Origin of the sequence: Acinetobacter sp. UBA3106 (assembly GCA_002365595.1) — a bacterium.
In the GTDB taxonomy this organism is placed as follows: domain Bacteria; phylum Pseudomonadota; class Gammaproteobacteria; order Pseudomonadales; family Moraxellaceae; genus Acinetobacter.
Window position 1 is genome coordinate 1 of sequence record DFAM01000011.1, and the last position, 16,737, is coordinate 16,737.

The 16,737-nt window shown below is 39.1% G+C and carries 18 protein-coding genes and 1 riboswitch; of the genes, 8 read left to right on the plus strand and 10 right to left on the minus strand.

The window, feature by feature from the left end:
• The first annotated feature begins 150 nt into the window (after nt 1–150).
• Nucleotides 151–456, plus strand: coding sequence for a DUF4256 domain-containing protein (locus B4C48_RS14205; RefSeq protein WP_409449785.1), 306 nt, complete (start codon nt 151–153; stop codon nt 454–456).
• A gap of 78 nt (nt 457–534) precedes the next feature.
• Here B4C48_RS14205 and B4C48_RS04600 read toward each other — a convergent pair whose 3' ends face one another.
• From B4C48_RS04600 to B4C48_RS04630, 7 genes are all read right to left on the minus strand, one after another.
• On the minus strand, nt 535–1,116 hold the full coding sequence (locus B4C48_RS04600; protein ID WP_414631498.1) for a lytic transglycosylase domain-containing protein: 582 nt from the start codon (nt 1,114–1,116) through the stop codon (nt 535–537).
• A 213-nt stretch (nt 1,117–1,329) separates the two neighbouring features.
• Nucleotides 1,330–1,872, minus strand: a complete 543-nt coding sequence (locus B4C48_RS04605; protein ID WP_291354435.1) for a type 1 glutamine amidotransferase domain-containing protein — start codon at nt 1,870–1,872, stop codon at nt 1,330–1,332.
• 389 nt (nt 1,873–2,261) lie between these two features.
• Nucleotides 2,262–2,747, minus strand: a complete 486-nt coding sequence (locus B4C48_RS04610; RefSeq protein WP_291354436.1) for a GNAT family N-acetyltransferase — start codon at nt 2,745–2,747, stop codon at nt 2,262–2,264.
• 102 nt (nt 2,748–2,849) lie between these two features.
• Nucleotides 2,850–4,049 (minus strand): acyl-CoA dehydrogenase family protein, encoded by a 1,200-nt coding sequence (locus tag B4C48_RS04615; RefSeq protein WP_291354437.1) that lies wholly within the window; start codon nt 4,047–4,049, stop codon nt 2,850–2,852.
• Between the two features lie 24 nt (nt 4,050–4,073).
• On the minus strand, nt 4,074–5,360 hold the full coding sequence (locus B4C48_RS04620) for an acyl-CoA dehydrogenase family protein (RefSeq protein ID WP_291354542.1): 1,287 nt from the start codon (nt 5,358–5,360) through the stop codon (nt 4,074–4,076).
• Between the two features lie 234 nt (nt 5,361–5,594).
• Nucleotides 5,595–6,968: an ABC1 kinase family protein gene (locus B4C48_RS04625; protein WP_291354438.1), complete on the minus strand. Its 1,374-nt coding sequence runs from the start codon at nt 6,966–6,968 to the stop codon at nt 5,595–5,597.
• Between the two features lie 265 nt (nt 6,969–7,233).
• Entirely contained in the window at nt 7,234–7,539 is a 306-nt protein-coding gene (locus B4C48_RS04630; protein ID WP_291354439.1) for a hypothetical protein, read from the minus strand.
• A 227-nt stretch (nt 7,540–7,766) separates the two neighbouring features.
• Here B4C48_RS04630 and B4C48_RS04635 point away from each other — a divergent pair, with 227 nt between their 5' ends.
• From B4C48_RS04635 to B4C48_RS04660, 6 genes are all read left to right on the plus strand, one after another.
• Nucleotides 7,767–8,102, plus strand: coding sequence for a lysozyme inhibitor LprI family protein (locus tag B4C48_RS04635; protein WP_291354440.1), 336 nt, complete (start codon nt 7,767–7,769; stop codon nt 8,100–8,102).
• Nucleotides 8,103–8,206: 104 nt separating this feature from the next.
• Nucleotides 8,207–9,217 (plus strand): 50S ribosomal protein L3 N(5)-glutamine methyltransferase, encoded by a 1,011-nt coding sequence (gene prmB, locus B4C48_RS04640; protein WP_291354441.1) that lies wholly within the window; start codon nt 8,207–8,209, stop codon nt 9,215–9,217.
• Nucleotides 9,218–9,229: 12 nt separating this feature from the next.
• A complete protein-coding gene (gene aroC, locus B4C48_RS04645) occupies nt 9,230–10,315 on the plus strand; it encodes a chorismate synthase (RefSeq protein ID WP_291354442.1) in 1,086 nt (361 codons plus the stop codon).
• A gap of 136 nt (nt 10,316–10,451) precedes the next feature.
• Nucleotides 10,452–10,985: a GNAT family N-acetyltransferase gene (locus B4C48_RS04650; RefSeq protein WP_291354443.1), complete on the plus strand. Its 534-nt coding sequence runs from the start codon at nt 10,452–10,454 to the stop codon at nt 10,983–10,985.
• 188 nt (nt 10,986–11,173) lie between these two features.
• A riboswitch (glycine riboswitch) is annotated at nt 11,174–11,263 on the plus strand.
• Between the two features lie 147 nt (nt 11,264–11,410).
• Nucleotides 11,411–12,655: a D-amino acid dehydrogenase gene (locus B4C48_RS04655; protein WP_349678580.1), complete on the plus strand. Its 1,245-nt coding sequence runs from the start codon at nt 11,411–11,413 to the stop codon at nt 12,653–12,655.
• 111 nt (nt 12,656–12,766) lie between these two features.
• Nucleotides 12,767–13,414 (plus strand): flagellar biosynthesis protein, encoded by a 648-nt coding sequence (locus tag B4C48_RS04660; protein ID WP_291354444.1) that lies wholly within the window; start codon nt 12,767–12,769, stop codon nt 13,412–13,414.
• Nucleotides 13,415–13,762: 348 nt separating this feature from the next.
• On the opposite strand, the gene B4C48_RS04665 is transcribed toward B4C48_RS04660, so the two are convergent.
• Complete coding sequence (locus B4C48_RS04665) at nt 13,763–14,413, minus strand: A1S_1983 family putative colistin resistance protein (protein ID WP_291354445.1); 651 nt, start codon at nt 14,411–14,413, stop codon at nt 13,763–13,765.
• A 99-nt stretch (nt 14,414–14,512) separates the two neighbouring features.
• Here B4C48_RS04665 and ispF point away from each other — a divergent pair, with 99 nt between their 5' ends.
• Nucleotides 14,513–15,004 (plus strand): 2-C-methyl-D-erythritol 2,4-cyclodiphosphate synthase, encoded by a 492-nt coding sequence (gene ispF, locus B4C48_RS04670; protein ID WP_291354446.1) that lies wholly within the window; start codon nt 14,513–14,515, stop codon nt 15,002–15,004.
• Here ispF and B4C48_RS04675 read toward each other — a convergent pair.
• Nucleotides 14,992–15,516: a protein tyrosine phosphatase family protein gene (locus B4C48_RS04675; protein WP_291354447.1), complete on the minus strand. Its 525-nt coding sequence runs from the start codon at nt 15,514–15,516 to the stop codon at nt 14,992–14,994. The two genes, ispF and B4C48_RS04675, sit on opposite strands and share 13 nt — an antisense overlap.
• Nucleotides 15,517–15,578: 62 nt before the next feature.
• Entirely contained in the window at nt 15,579–16,670 is a 1,092-nt protein-coding gene (locus tag B4C48_RS04680) for a 3-deoxy-7-phosphoheptulonate synthase (RefSeq protein ID WP_291354544.1), read from the minus strand.
• Nucleotides 16,671–16,737 lie beyond the last annotated feature (67 nt).

Genomic DNA, 16,737 nt, shown 5'->3' on the forward strand with positions numbered 1-16,737 from the left:
GAAGGGGGTGTTTTTTTATGTACAAAGAAAACTATATATTTAAAAAATGAAAAACAAACAAAGCTTAAATAGACAATTTATTATGATTTTGAAACTTGTTATTGATAAAAGAAGTATGGAGTAAACAGGTGGTAAACCTGATGTGGTATATTGCATGATCATATCACTGATCATTATATCTTTATGGATTGTAATATAGAGAGTTCATCAGGTCCAAGAAGCTTATATTATGATCGAGAAGCGTTAGATTTTAGAAAAGCCAATAAACTTGAAAATTCTGTCCTTGATAGGATTTTATATGGGTGCGTATTGCTAACAGAACGTAATTATTATGAGCTTCAGGCAATCGATTTAATTGATATAAAAACTTCGAGTTGGTTATTTACACCAGAGAATATCCGTAAAAAAATGGAGCTGAGTCTTATTATACTGCTCGAAGGTTTCGGGCTTTATTAAGTGTGTGAAAAAAGATGAATCAGATGATTCAAACTGGAAAATATCTCCTATATATAGATAGGAGATATTAAGTTTAATCTATAAAGCACCTTTTAGTATTTTCTGATGTTGTTGAACTTGTTCTGCATATTTTTCCCCTTGTTTTTTCATTTTGTTATTGGAGTTATAGCCTGTAGGTCCTACATTATAATAAGCTAAAGCTTTTGGCCAATTTCCGGCTTTAATATTGTATGAAGCCAAAATATAAGTGCCGCAATTGATATTATTATATTCTTCGATTAGATCACCTGGACAAGTTTGTTGCCAATAACGCGGAATAACTTGAGTTAATCCCACTGCACCGGCGGGTGAAATCACAGAGTTTCTATAGCTTGATTCTTGTCGAATCACAGCAGCCAATAATATAGGATCCACATTATATTTGTCAGCATTTTGAATAATCATAGGAGAAATGCGGTCTGCGGTATGTGGTGCGACTGAATAGGCTTTTTGAATACCAGTAGATAATTTTGCTGATCGTTTAGCTACGGAGTTACTATTTAAAGAAGTACATCCGGTAAAAGCTAAAGTGGTAATAATGATAGCCACCGATTTAAATGGACTAAAATGATAGTTTGAATGTTTTGATAATAAATGAAAGAAATGCTGTGGAAAAAACAAAGTTCAAAACCCAAAATAAATTTTATGGCAGCTATGCTAGTAGGCTGATTATGATGAGTCAAGAGCAGATATTTTAATGGATTCGACCAATCTATTAAGTATATTCTGACTTTCAATTTATAATTAAAATAATTCAATTGCTTAAACTATAAATAAGAAACCCCATTATTTAATGGGGCTTCTTATTTAAATATTTTTATTTAAAGATATGATTTAATGATCCAGTTCCTGCAAAATCGCCTGATTAAAAGCAGGAATATCATCTGGGCATCGCGAAGTAATTAAAGGCCAGTTATTGGTATTGCAACGATGGACTTCTTCATCTACCCAATTCGCACCGGCATTTTCTAAATCCAGTTTTATGCTTTTATAAGAAGTTAAATTTTTATCTTTTATTCTTTGGGCATTAATTAATACCCAAGGCCCGTGACAAATAGCTGCAATCGGTTTTGCATTGTCAGTAAAGTGCTGAATAATTTTATGAGCATCTTCATTTAAACGTAATGTATCTGCATTTACCGTTCCTCCTGGGATAACTAAAATATCATAATCTTCAGGAGAGACCTTAGCCAAAGTTGTTTGCGGGTTATAAGCAGTGGCATGTTCTTTATCACTTTTAACCGTTTGAACATCTTTTTGTTCTTCTGCAGCATGAATGACTTCGATACCTTTAGATTGTAAAAATTCAAGAGGTTTGATCAGTTCATCTTGTTCAACACCGACATTGGACGTTATGAATAATGCTTTTTTAGTCATGTTAATGATCCTGAATCATTTATATTTAAACTTTGACATTAGCAAAGCGACTAAATGAAGCTGTACATTTTTTGGCTTATTCTTGTTAAGGTTTGAAAACGCTAAAAAATAAGCCCCATATCTGGATGAGGCTTATTTTATCTTGTGACTGTGAATGATTTTTTGTTCTTAGCTTTCTACTTCCTTTTACATCGTTTATTTTTTTTATTATGGAAACTTCCTGTTTCCTGATGCTTTGAGGATAGAATGATTAGGGTATAGGCTATAGAGGTTAATGAATACTTTCAGTGTAAGTAAAAGTACACATTGGTATGCAAAAATTGCGTTAATTGATTCTAATTTACCTATATAGCCATTATTAATAGATAAAAATATAAAATTAAAATCAATTACAGGCTTTTTTCCATCCAGATTTCACATGCATGGCTATGTCCGGTATTTCCCTTGGGATGATCTAGGTATTGAAAGCTTAATTTTTCATACAGTTTTACTGCTTGCCAAAGTTCCTTGGTAGTTTCCAGATAACATGATTGAAAACCATGCAGCTGTGTAAATTGAAAGGCTTTTTCTAAAAGCTGTTTAGCGAAACCTAAGCCTCGAACTTCAGGCAAAAAGTACATTTTTTGAATTTCTAAAATTGTAGGATCACCCTTTAGAGGCGATAAACCACCGCCACCCATAATTTGACCGTGTTGATTTTCGATTACCCAGTATTGCGCATTCGGTTGCTGATAAACTGTATATAAATCATCTAAAATAGGATCGGCTACAGCAAAACCAGATTCAGGAGCAAGTCCAAACTCTTTCGAAACTTCACGAATGACCTGTGCAATTTCAGCATTATCTTGAGGTTGAATGGGTCTAATTTGGTACATAAAAACTTAATGAGTCAAATAAAAAGAGATGGATTTTTATAACGCGATATCTGATAAAAATCCATCTTTTATCCGGTTTTATATTTTGAAAAAGCAAGAAATTTATTTTAACTCACTAGAATTTTTGCCCAGTTCACGTCGTGCAATAATCAATTGCTGAATTTGTTGTGTGCCTTCAAAAATATCAAGAATTTTTGAGTCGCGTGCCCATTTCTCTAATAATTCATCTTCGTTATAGCCCACGCTGGCTGCAAGCTCGACGCATTTTAAGGTGATTTCATTACAGATGCGACCAGCTTTGGCTTTGGAAATGGAGGCTTCACGTGAGTTCGGCTTTTTATTGTCAGCCATCCAGGCAGCTTTCATGGTCAGTAAACGTGCAGCTTCCCATTCAGCTTCCATGCGATAAATCTGCGCTGCAATGTGCGAGGTCTGTAAATAAGGAATAGCATAATTATTATCTAACTGATCTTTGAAAATTTCCTTAATTCTCTCCAATGACGCTTTTGCGCATCCGACTGCCATGGCTGCGACCAGTGGACGGGTATTGTCAAAAGTTTCCATGACTCCTGCGAAACCTTTGGCCACATCAATTTCAGCATGACCCAACAGATTTTCTGCAGGCACGCGGCAGTCAACGAAGCTGATCACAGCTGTATCGGAGGCTTTGATCCCCAGTTTATGTTCCAGGCGTTCTACTTTCATGCCCGCTGTGCCTTTAGGAACGACAAAGGATTTAATGGCAGCACGTCCAAGATTTTTATCTAAACTTGCCCAGACTACAACAGCGTCAGCACGCTCACCAGAGGTTACGAAAATCTTTTCACCATTTAAGATGTAATCATCACCATCTTTAGTGGCGGTAGTGCGAATGGCTGCAGAATCTGAACCGCAACCGGGTTCAGTAATGGCCATGGCTGCCCATATGCCTTTAAAGCGCTCCAGCTGTTCATCATTGGCGACTGCTGCAATGGCCGAGTTACCTAGACCTTGACGCGGCATACTGAGTAATAAGCCGGTATCGCCATAGCACATTTCGATCACGCCAAGTACCGTGGACATATTGACGCCATTTTTATTTCCGGCATCGGTATTGCCACGCTTTCCTACAGCAGCTCCGGCATTGATGCCTTCGCCTCCATCATTCATACCATCGATAAGTGAGGCAAACATGTCGAGTTCTTTGGGATAGCTGTGTTCGGCCTTGTCATATTTACGTGAAATGGGGCGTAGTACATTTAAAGCTGATTCATGGGCCTGATCTATCAACATTTTAAATTTCTTAGGATTCTGTAAATTCATCTGGGTAATTCCTTAACTGATAGATTAAGCATGTAAGCCTGAATGCAAGATCGCGGTGGCACGTAAGTCACGATACCAGCGTTCAACCGGATGTTCCTTGGTAAACCCATGCCCGCCCAGAATTTGAACACCATCGGTACCAATTTTCATTGATTTTTCTGCACAGAGTAAACGTGCCAAATAGGCTTCCCTATGAAAAGATTGACCGGCTTCAGCCAGGCTAGCCGCATTTAAAATCAGCATGCGCATGGCATCAATTTCAATCGCCATATCTGCAATCATAAAAGCGACACTTTGACGATGTGAAATAGGTTCGCCAAACGCAGTACGTTGATTGGCATATTCAATGCAATAGGTTTTTACGGCTTCACAAGTTCCCACAGCCATGGCACACCACATTAAATTGCCCAAGTCTAAGAAAGCCGTATAGTTAAAATCTTCATCACCTAAACGTTCAGCAGGAGTGTTGCTGAATTTTAGAGTGACGGTTTCATTAGCTTTTAAACCCATGGCTGGACTTTTCTTGGCGGTAATACTACTGTCACGTTTTACAATAAACACCTCGGCTGAGCCATTCAGTTCAGCATTCACTAAAAATAGATCGGCAGTTTCTCCTAATAGAACTAAGGTTTTTTCGCCATTAATCACATATTGTCCATTGCTCGACGTTGCCTTGGTTTTTAATTGCAATGGATTAAAAGCAGCTGTGGCTTCCTGGATGGCAAAGGTGGCGTTTATCTCGGCATCATTTGCAAAGCTGGATAAATAGGTCGCTTGAACTTTTTCAGAACCCCATTGGGCAATGGCATTAATCACGCTAAAAGTTGAAAGTAATCCGGCAGTTAAGCTGAAATCACCTTTGGCCAAATGTTCTGCAATTAAAATATTGCTTAAAATATTTTTTTCGGTGGCCACTCCACCCAAGGCTTCAGGCAAAGCATAATAATTTAGTCCTAAGTCTGTCGCATGTTGCCAAAGTGCTGCGGGAAATTTTTCGTTATGGTCAGCTTGATAGGCTAAGGGGTAAAGGACTTCTGAGGCAAATTGATCCATTGCATCACAGGTCATTTGCTGTTCTTCAGTCAGACTCAAGTCAAACAATGACTTGTGCTGATTCGGCAAACGCTGCTTACTGACATGTGAATCCGCTTTAAATACTTTTTGGGTTTTACTTAGCGTTTTAAAGCCAATTTTTGACCCTTGATATAATGATTTTTCAACGAGTTTACGCAGCTTAAATTGATCCAGAACATCACTACCCGCAATTCTGGTAATGAGCGATAGCCCAAGTCCTTGAGCCTTATTTACCATATTGGTCATTTTTTTCGTCCATCGATTTTGGATTCTTTATATTTTTATGCTGACATGTGAATATCGAAATGACTATGTCATCGCTGACAATTAAAATTGACTTGGATAAACGGTCAAAAATCAGTTTAAACTTAATTAAGTAATTGAATAGTATTTATTTTTTGAGATTGAAAGCTTAGATTGAAAAGTGAAAATTGACTAGAATGACAAAAAAATCATTCTAGTCTTTACTGCTTATAGAAAATGCGTCACCATTTTTCGTACATTGGTTTTTGCATCAATGACGGTCATAAAGGTGTAGGCACCAATAAATTTACGGCTAATAAACATAAACTCTTTAGGCGGCACACTGAAATAACGCGATGCCATTGATTTGGACGCTCGTTGCATGACACGGCTATGCAATTGGCTTTTTTTCCAGTCATAGCGCTGATTTGCATCCATCACACCTTCAGGCAAGTCTGGATTATTTATCAGGCTACTAAAGGCTTCGGTTGCCAATAAAAACACTTTAGCCATATCGGGCTTAATGCTTTGCGGAATTGAATCGAAGAATTCATAGCCCGTCATGGCATGAACCATCTCATCAAGATTGTGGTCATAACCGGCTTTAATCAGATTACGGGCGACTTTCAGCAAATGTTCATCAAACTGGCGGATTGCCCCAAAATCTAGTAATACAATCTGGTCTTGACCTTCTGCACCATCTCCCAAACGAACCAAGTAATTGCCAAAGTTTGGATCAGTCTGCATTTCACCCCATTCAAAAATCTCACGCACAGCAATCTCGAGAGATGCTTCGCCTAACTGGTTACGACGTTCTTGAGGCAGAGACAGCATCACAGGACTATTGATTGGTACACCACGTTCAAAAGTCATGCACAGCACTTGATCGGTACAATATTCATCTACAATCTGCGGCACGATATAACGCGGATCATCTTTTAAACGTTCGGCAAAGCGGCGTGTGGTTGCAGCTTCAATTTGATAATTGACTTCACGATGCATCATTTCACGAACTTCATCAAACCATTGATCAAATTCACGGGTTTGCGGCACCATACGGGTCAGTTTGAGCATATTCTTAAATAGGCTCATGTCTGAATCAATTGCATCAGCCACGCCAGGATACTGGATTTTTAATACGATTTCTAAACCATCCGAGTTGCGTGTAGCACGGTGTACTTGTGCTAAAGAAGCTGTGCCCAAAGGTTCACGGTCTATGGTTAAATCATGCAACTTAGGTCCAAGTTGCTGTTCCAGTTGGTGTTTGATGGCAGGCCATGCAAGCGCAACAGTTTGATTGTTTAAGGTATTTAAAGCTTGAGTAATTTCTTCAGGTAAAAAATGTTCACCATACAGTGCCATCATTTGCCCGATTTTTACGATTGAACCTTTTAATTTGCCAATTTCAGAAACAAGATAATCAGCTTGTTCTTTCATGGCTTTTTTACGTTTCTTTTCTTTTTCTGCTTCGCTTGAAAATATGGTGGTTGCACTAGATGCAGCCCAACGCGTTCCTGCGAGTAAGGAGGCTTTAGCGATAGATAAGCGTCGATCCATGGAAGAAGTTTTGAGTTGTTTAAGCTTATCGTTCTGATCTGACATTAAACAAAATCCTTTAATCAGCAAGTCGCAGAATATTTAATTGTAGCGGATATTACCGTTTATTCACGTATTAAAAAAGTTCAACGTGCTGAATGGAGAGTAAATATGTTTAATATTTAATTTATTTTCCATTAAAAAGTGTCACCGTAGTTAAATAAAGTAAATATCTAGTTAATCCTTAAGCTTCAATCCTGCAACCCCAATGATATGCCTCAAGATGAGCAGGGGGCGGGCGGTAAAGCGACGCTTAGAGATGAGCGCATATTTACATGCGAAATTGAACTTTAAACTCACCTTTTTGCTTTAACAAATTTTTATTGTCTCGAATATGTTTAAAAATCATGGCTTGAACGGTGTCATGTTGAAAGCCGAGAGCATAACCTTTAACAATAATGATGCTGGGTAAACTAAAAAACAGATATTTTGCGTCATCTTCTGATGGACTGTTATGAATGGCATGTTCAATTAAAGTCTGTTGAAAGAATTTCTTTTCGCTCTGTACCTGAACAGAATCAATATCATTCCAGTAGTTTTGGCGCATTGCCATTAAGTTATTGTGCTTGTAGCTCATAACAAAAAGTATTTAGAAAATAATGAAAACTATATAAGGTCATTCCAGCTAGATTCAATAGCCAAAATGTTGCAAGGTTTGTTGTGCTTTGACTTAAACTCCGGTGATATAGGAATCTTCACTGCTTTGTTGTAGTATTCCTAAATAAATAAAATGAATACTATTTAAAATTGAGTCATTTAAGACAGGGGAATATGATGCGATTTTTAATGCCAGTGATTTTCAGTATGGCTGCTTTAGCTTCAACTTCAGTTTTAGCCCAAGGATATTCTGACGAATATAAAAGATGTCTAAACACATCTTATGGTCAAACTGAAACAGTCAAAAAATGTGTAGAAAAAGAGTTGAAAAGTCAGGAAAAACTTTTAAAAAAATATTATGAAAATTATTTAAAAAACAGTGGTAATAATCAAAGTTACGTTAAGCAGCAACACAAAATTTGGCAAAATCGGGTTAATCAGCAATGCTATTTAAAAGTGACCTCGAGCTTGCTTAAAGTCAAACAGGAAAAATGTGTTTTAGAAATGACAATGGAACGTGCTTACTATTATCAAATTAAATAAATGGCGCATAGATTATTGTTTTAATCTGCTTGAAACGTTATAAAAACCAATAAAACAAGGTATCATAAGGCGCTTTAAAAAATTTGACCTTGGAGATGCCTTAAGTGGATCAACTGACAATTAGCCCTGAACATTTACAGGAAGCCGCTGAAAACCTGACAACTATTCGTGATTTTATCCGTTTTGGTGTTTCAGCTCTACGTCAATACGATGCACACTTGGGTCAAGGTACAGAAGACTTTTTTGCAGAAAGTTCGGCTTTAGTATTGCAAACACTGGCCCTGGACTGGAACGCAAATCCAGAAATTTTAGATGCGAAATTACTGCCAAGTGAAAAAGCTGAATTTATCAGTTTGCTGGAACGTCGTATCAATGAAAAAGTACCAACTTCATATTTGTTGAATCTGGCATATTTCTGCGACAAACCTTATTACGTGGATGAACGTGTGCTGATTCCACGTTCGCCGATTGCTGAATTGATCAATCAACGCTTTGCACCATACTGCCTTGATGAAAATGGACAAATGCGTGAAGCTTTGAACAATCTTCCTGAAAATAATAATCCGCAAACCCCACGTCGCATTTTAGATATGTGTACCGGTTCGGGCTGTATCGCGATTGCCTTGGCTTATGCCTTCCCTGAATCGGAAGTGGATGCAACCGATATTTCTAAAGAAGCTTTAGAAGTGGCGTCGATTAATGCTGAACATCACAATATGCAATATCAGGTTGCATTGATGGAATCCGATTTATTTGCAAAAATTCCTGCTGAAAATCAATATGATTTAATTGTGTCTAATCCTCCGTATGTGGATGCGGAAGATATGGCTGATTTACCGGCTGAATTTTTACATGAGCCAGAACTTGCACTTGCTGCAGGTCAAGACGGTTTGGATTTAGTTCGTAAAATGTTGGCGCAAGCCGCGGATTACTTAACTGAAGATGGCTTGATTGTCATTGAAGTGGGTAATTCTGAATGGGCGATGAAACAGAACTTTAATACTGTAGATTTCCATTGGTTAACTTTCCAAAAAGGTGGTTCGGGTATTTTTGCTTTAACCGCAGAGCAATGCCGTAAATACCGTGATTTATTTGTACAATCTGTTCAAGCATAAGGAGTTTTGAACATGGCAGGTAATAGTATTGGACAACTGTTCCGTGTAACGACTTGTGGTGAATCTCATGGCGTTGGCCTGATGGCAATTGTCGATGGTGTGCCGCCTGGGATCGAACTGACTGAAGCAGATTTACAAAAAGATTTAGACCGCCGCAAACCGGGGACCTCTAAATTCGCGACCCAGCGTAAAGAGCCGGATGAAGTCGAAATTATTTCCGGTGTATTTGAAGGTAAAACAACAGGTACATCGATTGGTTTATTGATTCGTAATACCGACCAGAAATCAAAAGATTACGGCAATATTGCGCAAACTTTCCGTCCGGGTCATGCAGACTATACCTATACTCAAAAGTATGGTTTCCGTGATTACCGTGGCGGCGGTCGTTCAAGCGCACGTGAAACCGCAATGCGTGTGGCTGCCGGTGCAATTGCGAAGAAATATCTGGCTGAAAAGTTTGGCATTAACATTCGTGGTCATGTCACACAAATTGGTACTGAAAAAACTGAAAAATTAGATTGGAATGAAGTTCCAAACAATCCATTTTTCTGTGGTGATGTGGATGCAGTGCCACGTTTTGAAGCATTAGTCACTTCACTGCGTGAGCAAGGCACTAGCTGTGGTGCAAAGCTCGAAATTCTTGCAGAGAATGTGCCAGTAGGCTGGGGCGAACCAGTATTTGACCGTCTGGATGCGGATATTGCACATGCCATGATGAGCATTAACGCGGTTAAAGGCGTTGAAATTGGTGATGGCTTTGCAGTTGCAGAACAGTTTGGTCATGAATCACGTGATGAATTAACCACAGACGGTTTCCTGGCCAATCATGCAGGCGGGATTCTGGGTGGTATTTCAAGTGGTCAAACCATTCGTGTAGCGATTGCACTGAAACCGACTGCGAGTATCACTACTCCGGGTAAAACCATTAATATCGAGCGTGAAGATACTGACGTATTGACCAAAGGTCGTCATGACCCGTGTGTCGGTGTACGTGCGACTCCGATTGCAGAAGCGATGTTTGCGATTGTGTTGATGGATCACTTTATGCGCCATCGTGCACAAAATGCCGATGTGGTTGCCCCATTTGCACCGATTTAAAACGAAGTAACTCGTTAAGGTTACGAGCTCTAATGATCAAAAAACCAGACTTAAAGTCTGGTTTTTTTTATGGATAAAATTTTGTTTGATGATACTTTGTGATAATTTTCTTTTAATTCATTTTTTTAGAAAAATAATGCAGCCATTAAAATATAGACTGGCAAATGCCAGTGATGTTGAAAGCCTAGTGGCTTTGATCAATCAAGCATATCGCACCCATACAGATTCAAGCTGGACCAGTGAACAGAAAATTGTCGCGGGAGATCGAATCAATCATCAGCAGTTATTGGAAAGTCTGAACCAGCAGAATTTTTCTCTATTTGTTGCTGAAATGGTTGAGGATTTAGAAACTGCTTTAGTGGCCTGTATCGGTTTAAGCTTTCAGCAGAATAGCGTAGAAATTGGTACTTTTTGTGTAGCTTCGGATTGGCAAAATCAGGGCATTGGAAAACATGTTTTAAAATATGCTGAGAAAATGGCTTTAGAACGCTGCCCAACGTTAAGTCATTATGAAATGTGGGTGCTGGATGCCAGAACAGAGCTGATTCAATATTATGAACGCTGTGGCTATTCAAAAACAGCATGTATCGAGTCTTATCCCATTCATTCCAATGTGGGGCAGCCATTGATTGATTTGCGCTTACAGCATATGTCCAAGTCTATCTCTTAAGTGAAGTATGTAAAGCGTTTAAACAGTGCAGACTATCCATAAAATAGCCTAAGCTTAATTACTTAAGTTAATTGATAAATTTATTAAGTTTTTGAAAAATATATTTATTTGTATTTTAATAACAGTGCTTAACAAATATATGAATTTAGTGCTCGCGCATGGTATAAAAATTGCTCATATTAAGATAAGTAATTATTGCAGGAGAGATGTTCTTCTGTGAACACGCCGAAGGAGCAACGACCCCGGAAACTCTCAGGCAAAAGGACTGTAATAATTTCAAAAATCTGGAGAGAAGCATATTCAGTCAATATGCTCACCGAAGGGGATGGTCAGCGTTATTTATTATAACGATGTGATCGAAGCTCTCAGGTAACCATGACAGATGGGGCTCAGAGAAATGTCTTTACATTTCCAAGGAGAGTCGTATGTGTCATATCGTTGTGATCGGGGCAGGCATTACCGGGGTTACCTCCGCTTATGAGCTGGCAAATCTGGGCTATAAAGTCACCGTTATTGATAAACATTTATATCCTGCCATGGAAACTTCATTTGCCAATGGCGGACAGCTTTCCGCCTGCAATGCAGAAGTCTGGAACCAAAAAGCCACAGTACTGAAAGGTATTAAGTGGATGTCCAATAAAAATGCCCCATTATTACTCAATCCTTCATTTGACTTGCATAAATATGGCTGGTTGATGGAATTTGTCGGCAATATTAAACATTATGAAACCAATACCCGCGATACGGTAAGAATGGCTTTATTGGCACGTGAACGTTTATTCGCTATTGCTGAACAGGAAAATATTCAGTTTGATCTGGAAAAACGCGGCATTCTCCATTTTTACCATAGCAAACTGGATTATGAAGTCGCGACTCGGGTAAATACTTTACTGATTAATGGTGGTTTGGAAAGAATTGCGGTAACACCAGAGGAAATTAAAAGCATAGAACCCAGTTTAAAGGGAGATTATTACGGGGGTTTTTATTGTCCGGGAGATGCAACGGGTGATATTCATAAATTTACCAAAGGACTTGCAGAAGCCTCGGAAAAATATGGGGTGAAATACCTGTTTGGCACGGAAGTGATGGATGTAAAACACCATAAAAAAGGCGTCACTGTGCTTTACCATGCCAGTAATGAAAACATGCATTCAGATGCAGCTGTGATGGAATCGCTGGAAGCCGATGCCGTGGTGGTGTGTGGCGGTGTTGAAAGTTATCACCTGGCAAATTTATTGGGTGATCGCGTCAATGTTTATCCTGTGAAGGGATATTCAATTACTCTAAATTTAAATGATGAAGACAGCGTGAAAAATGCGCCGTGGGTGAGCCTGCTGGATGAAAGTGCAAAAATTGTTTCTTCCCGTCTAGGTGCAGACCGTTTACGAGTTGCGGGAACGGCCGAGTTTAATGGTTATAACCGTGATATCCGTGCAGACCGTATTCAACCGCTGACCGATTGGGTGAACAAGAACTTTAATATTACCACTGAAAATGTCATCCCTTGGGCAGGTTTACGTCCGATGATGCCGAATATGATGCCGATTGTACGCCGCGGGAAACGTGAACGGGTTTTTTATAATACAGGGCATGGCCATTTAGGTTGGACTTTGTCTGCGGCTACAGCGGTGATGATTAGTCAAGAAGTTGCTTTACAACATCCGGTTTGAATGAATAAAAAAGCATGGAATATTGGTTTCATGCTTTTTAATATATAAAGATTCATTATTTGAAGATGATATAATAATTTGATTTTTATGGCTTTAAAATAATGGATACTTATGAATATCTTTTCAAAAATTGTATTAAGCTCGGTTTTAATTGTGGGGATGACGGGATGTGTGTCTACCCGTGGACTGGTATCTTTAGAATCACCAGTGAAACAGATGAGTGCACAGCAAAGTAATTCTAAAACTGCGGTAATTAAAATAGTTGAAGATAAACGTGTCTTTGAAGACAAGCCGAAACAGGCCAATATTCCTTCGCTTAAAGGTGGATTAAAGAAAGCGACAGCAGCAGATAAAGCTAAAGCGATTGCACGTAAGCGTAATGGTTATGGTAAGGCCATGGGTGATATTTTCTTAAGAGATGAAACTGTAGTTTCCGTTTTCGAAAAACGGATTGAATCTGCTTTATTGCATTCGGGTTATACAGTTGTGCCAGCGGCACAGGCTCAAAAGCCAGATTTGGTGTTAACCGTTAAAGTAGACAAGTTCTGGTCATGGATGCAGCCAGGTTTTTCTTATGTAACACTTAATACCGAAATTGAAACTGAAATTTATGATGCCAATAACAGTGCTAAACCGCCTATTCGCACTTATACAAAAATTTCTAAACCAACGGCAATGGCAACAGGCTCACGCTGGATAGTCACCATGAATGAAGCCTTAAATGATTATGAAAGCCGTTTGGTTGATCAATTGAAATAATTTAAGCCTTTAAATAAAAACAGAGGCAGGATGTCCAGTTCCATCGTTGAAGTCCTGATACTAGATTCGCGAGTGTGGCAGGGATGCCACACATTCCCCATCACGACAGGATGTCGTGTATGGGGAATAAAGACTTTTGCCTACTTTTGGTCTGTCAAAAGTAGGGTTCAGCCTATACAAAGTCATTTAAGTTTTTTAAAGAAAAGAAAAGGCTGTGGAAAATTAAATATAAATAAATATCAAACGCTTAAAAATAAAGTCATCATGTTGATTTAGTACTGAAATAAAATTCAAATTATGGGACAGCACTGGCATGATGCCTCTGTTTTTAATAACGCAAGAAAATGTTTAATCATACATGCGATAGATACCTGCAAACCGTTCACAACCCTTTTGCTCAGTTGTAACCGATAAAATCGCCTTATTAAAATCAAAATGATATTTGCAATCGTGTTCGTTATCGGTGATCTCACTTTTTTGGTCAGAGTTGGTATAGGCCAGAAAAGGAATCGTTTGGGTTTCCAATTTATTATTCGGGTTGCGGTAGGCCACGCCTTCAATTTTAATTTTATCTTTGGTCAGTTGATGGACTTGTAAGTGCACTGGCTGACTGGCAATTGTTCCATTTTCAAATTTTAAATAATGATTGGTAAGACTTTGGTTGAGTGAGGTATAAAAATTCAGATCTTCAATACGCAGTTCAAATTGTTGCTTATAACAGTCCAGACTTTTACATTGCTGTAAGCGTTTAAACCATAAAGTATGGGTATCTTCCAATAAATGAACCGGAGCATCACTGACCAGAAAGGCGGTAATATAGTGATTGCTGAGCTTCTCTCTCGATTCGGCAAAATTGTCAGCACAAATCGTTTTTAAAGAAGATGTTTTAGGATTGGAACAATCTATTTCTTGAGCAAAAGTCATAGTTGAGCACAAACAGCCAATACTGAATAATGTGCCTAATGTTTTAATGAGATTAATTTCGGTATTCACCAGCATGATCGCTTATAATTTCACTATGTTGCGCTGCTGTAACTATAGCGAAATAGAAAGCGTGAATACAACATTTCAATCATTTATTTCTTAAGGATGCTTAACGTGGTCGCACAAATTCGAATTGGTCAGGGAATGGATGTACACGCCTTTGAAGAAGGTGACTTTGTGACTTTGGCGGGTATTAAAATTCCTCATACGCAAGGTTTAAAAGCGCATTCGGATGGCGATGTCGTATTGCATGCTTTATGTGATGCCTTGTTGGGAGCCTTGGCTTTAGGCGATATCGGACAGCATTTTCCAGATACCGATGCAAAATTTAAAGGTGCCGATAGTCGGGTCTTGCTTAAACATGTGTATCAGCTGATTTTAGACCGTGGATACACACTGAACAATGCAGATATTACCGTAGCTTGTGAACGTCCAAAACTGGCAAAACATAATCTGGAAATGCGTCAAAGTATTGCCGATGTATTGAACGTAGATGTGACTCAAATTAGTGTTAAAGCAACGACGACCGAAAAATTAGGATTTACCGGGCGTCAGGAAGGAATTTTATCCACTGCCACCGTGTTAATTTCACATCAGCCAAAATGATCTGGATGCATTAACGACTGCTGTAAGTCTTGGGTAGCCTTGCGACCTTGAAGTTGTAGGGCTACTGCGTGGATGAGACCAGTCCAGGTTTCATTTGGTTCCCAAATGCTATGCATCAGCTCTTGCGCCGTAGGCATATCCATATCCATGTAATACTGGCGATATAAATACATCAAACTGCTGACATGATAATTGGTCGCACAGTGAACCCAGACCATTTGATCTTGGACTAAATGATTGAGCAGATCTAATATCAGTAAGCATTGATCATCAGAAGGCGTTTCTGGTGAAATGGGAAACTGAATATAATTTAAACCTAAATCTAAACAAATCTTATCTTCATGCTCTAAATGCTGCTCTGCATCAGATAATGCCAGATTCACAATAGAGGTGACACCGTATTCTTTAATCAGCTTGAGCTGTTCTGCATTAGGCTGGGCAGAGGTGAATAGATGTTCGTGAATAAACTGGAAATTTTCAATGTGACTGAGTGCATTTTCAATTTCATTCATAAGATAAAATTTCCTCAGGTTAATGTAGAAACGCCATCTGTTCAGATGGCGTTTTAAATCACTTAGCGATTTGGTAAAACGTCTTTCAATGCTTCGTGCATATCGAGCAGGGCTTTTTCAGTGGTTTCCCAGTCGATACAGCCGTCAGTCACTGACTTGCCATATTCTAGATCATCCAGGTTATCAGGAATATCCTGACGACCACCTTTCAGATGACTTTCAACCATAATACCGACAATCGACTTGTTGCCATCCTGAATCTGTTCAGTGATGTTTTTCAATACCAGCGGTTGCAGGTACGGGTCTTTGTTAGAGTTGGCATGACTGGCATCAATCATGATTTTGTTGCTGACTTTCGCTTTGGCCAAAGCATTTTCAGCGTCTGCAACAGAACCTGCATCATAGTTAGGCTTGCCATTACCGCCACGTAGTACTACATGTGCGTACTGGTTGCCACTGGTACGAATCACCGAAACCTGACCTTGATCATTCAGACCGAGGAAGCTGTGACCGTGTTTCACCGACTGCATGGCATTGGTTGCTACGGTTAAGCCACCATCGGTACCATTTTTGAAACCTACAGGTGAAGATAAACCTGAAGACATTTCACGGTGTGTCTGGCTTTCAGTGGTACGTGCGCCAATTGCGGACCATGAAATTAAATCTTGATAGTACTGCGGTGAGTTCGGATCAAGGGCTTCAGTGGCACAAGGTAATCCTTTCTCGTTCAGTTCCACTAAAAGCTGGCGACCGATACGCAGACCTTTTTCAATATTAAAAGAGTCGTTCATGTCCGGGTCATTAATTAGACCTTTCCAGCCTACAGTGGTACGCGGTTTTTCAAAATAAACCCGCATGACGATATAAAGTGTATCTTTAACTTTTTCACTTAAAACTTTGAGACGATCAGCATATTCGTGCGCAGCAACAGTGTCGTGAATTGAACAAGGACCAATCACCACAAATAGACGCTTATCTTTACCATCCAGAATATTGCGAATAACTTCGCGTCCTTTAAGCACGGTTTGATAGGCTTGATCAGTCAGAGGTAACTCTTTTTTTAATTCAGCAGGAGTTACAAGAGGCTGAATGCTTTGTACATTCACGTCGTCGATGTCAGATTGTGTAATAGGTTTTGACTGTAGTGTATTCATTGCCGTCACTGGTTCGATCATACAAAAGTTTATTCTTAATCTGAATATAACACGAATGTATGTTCAC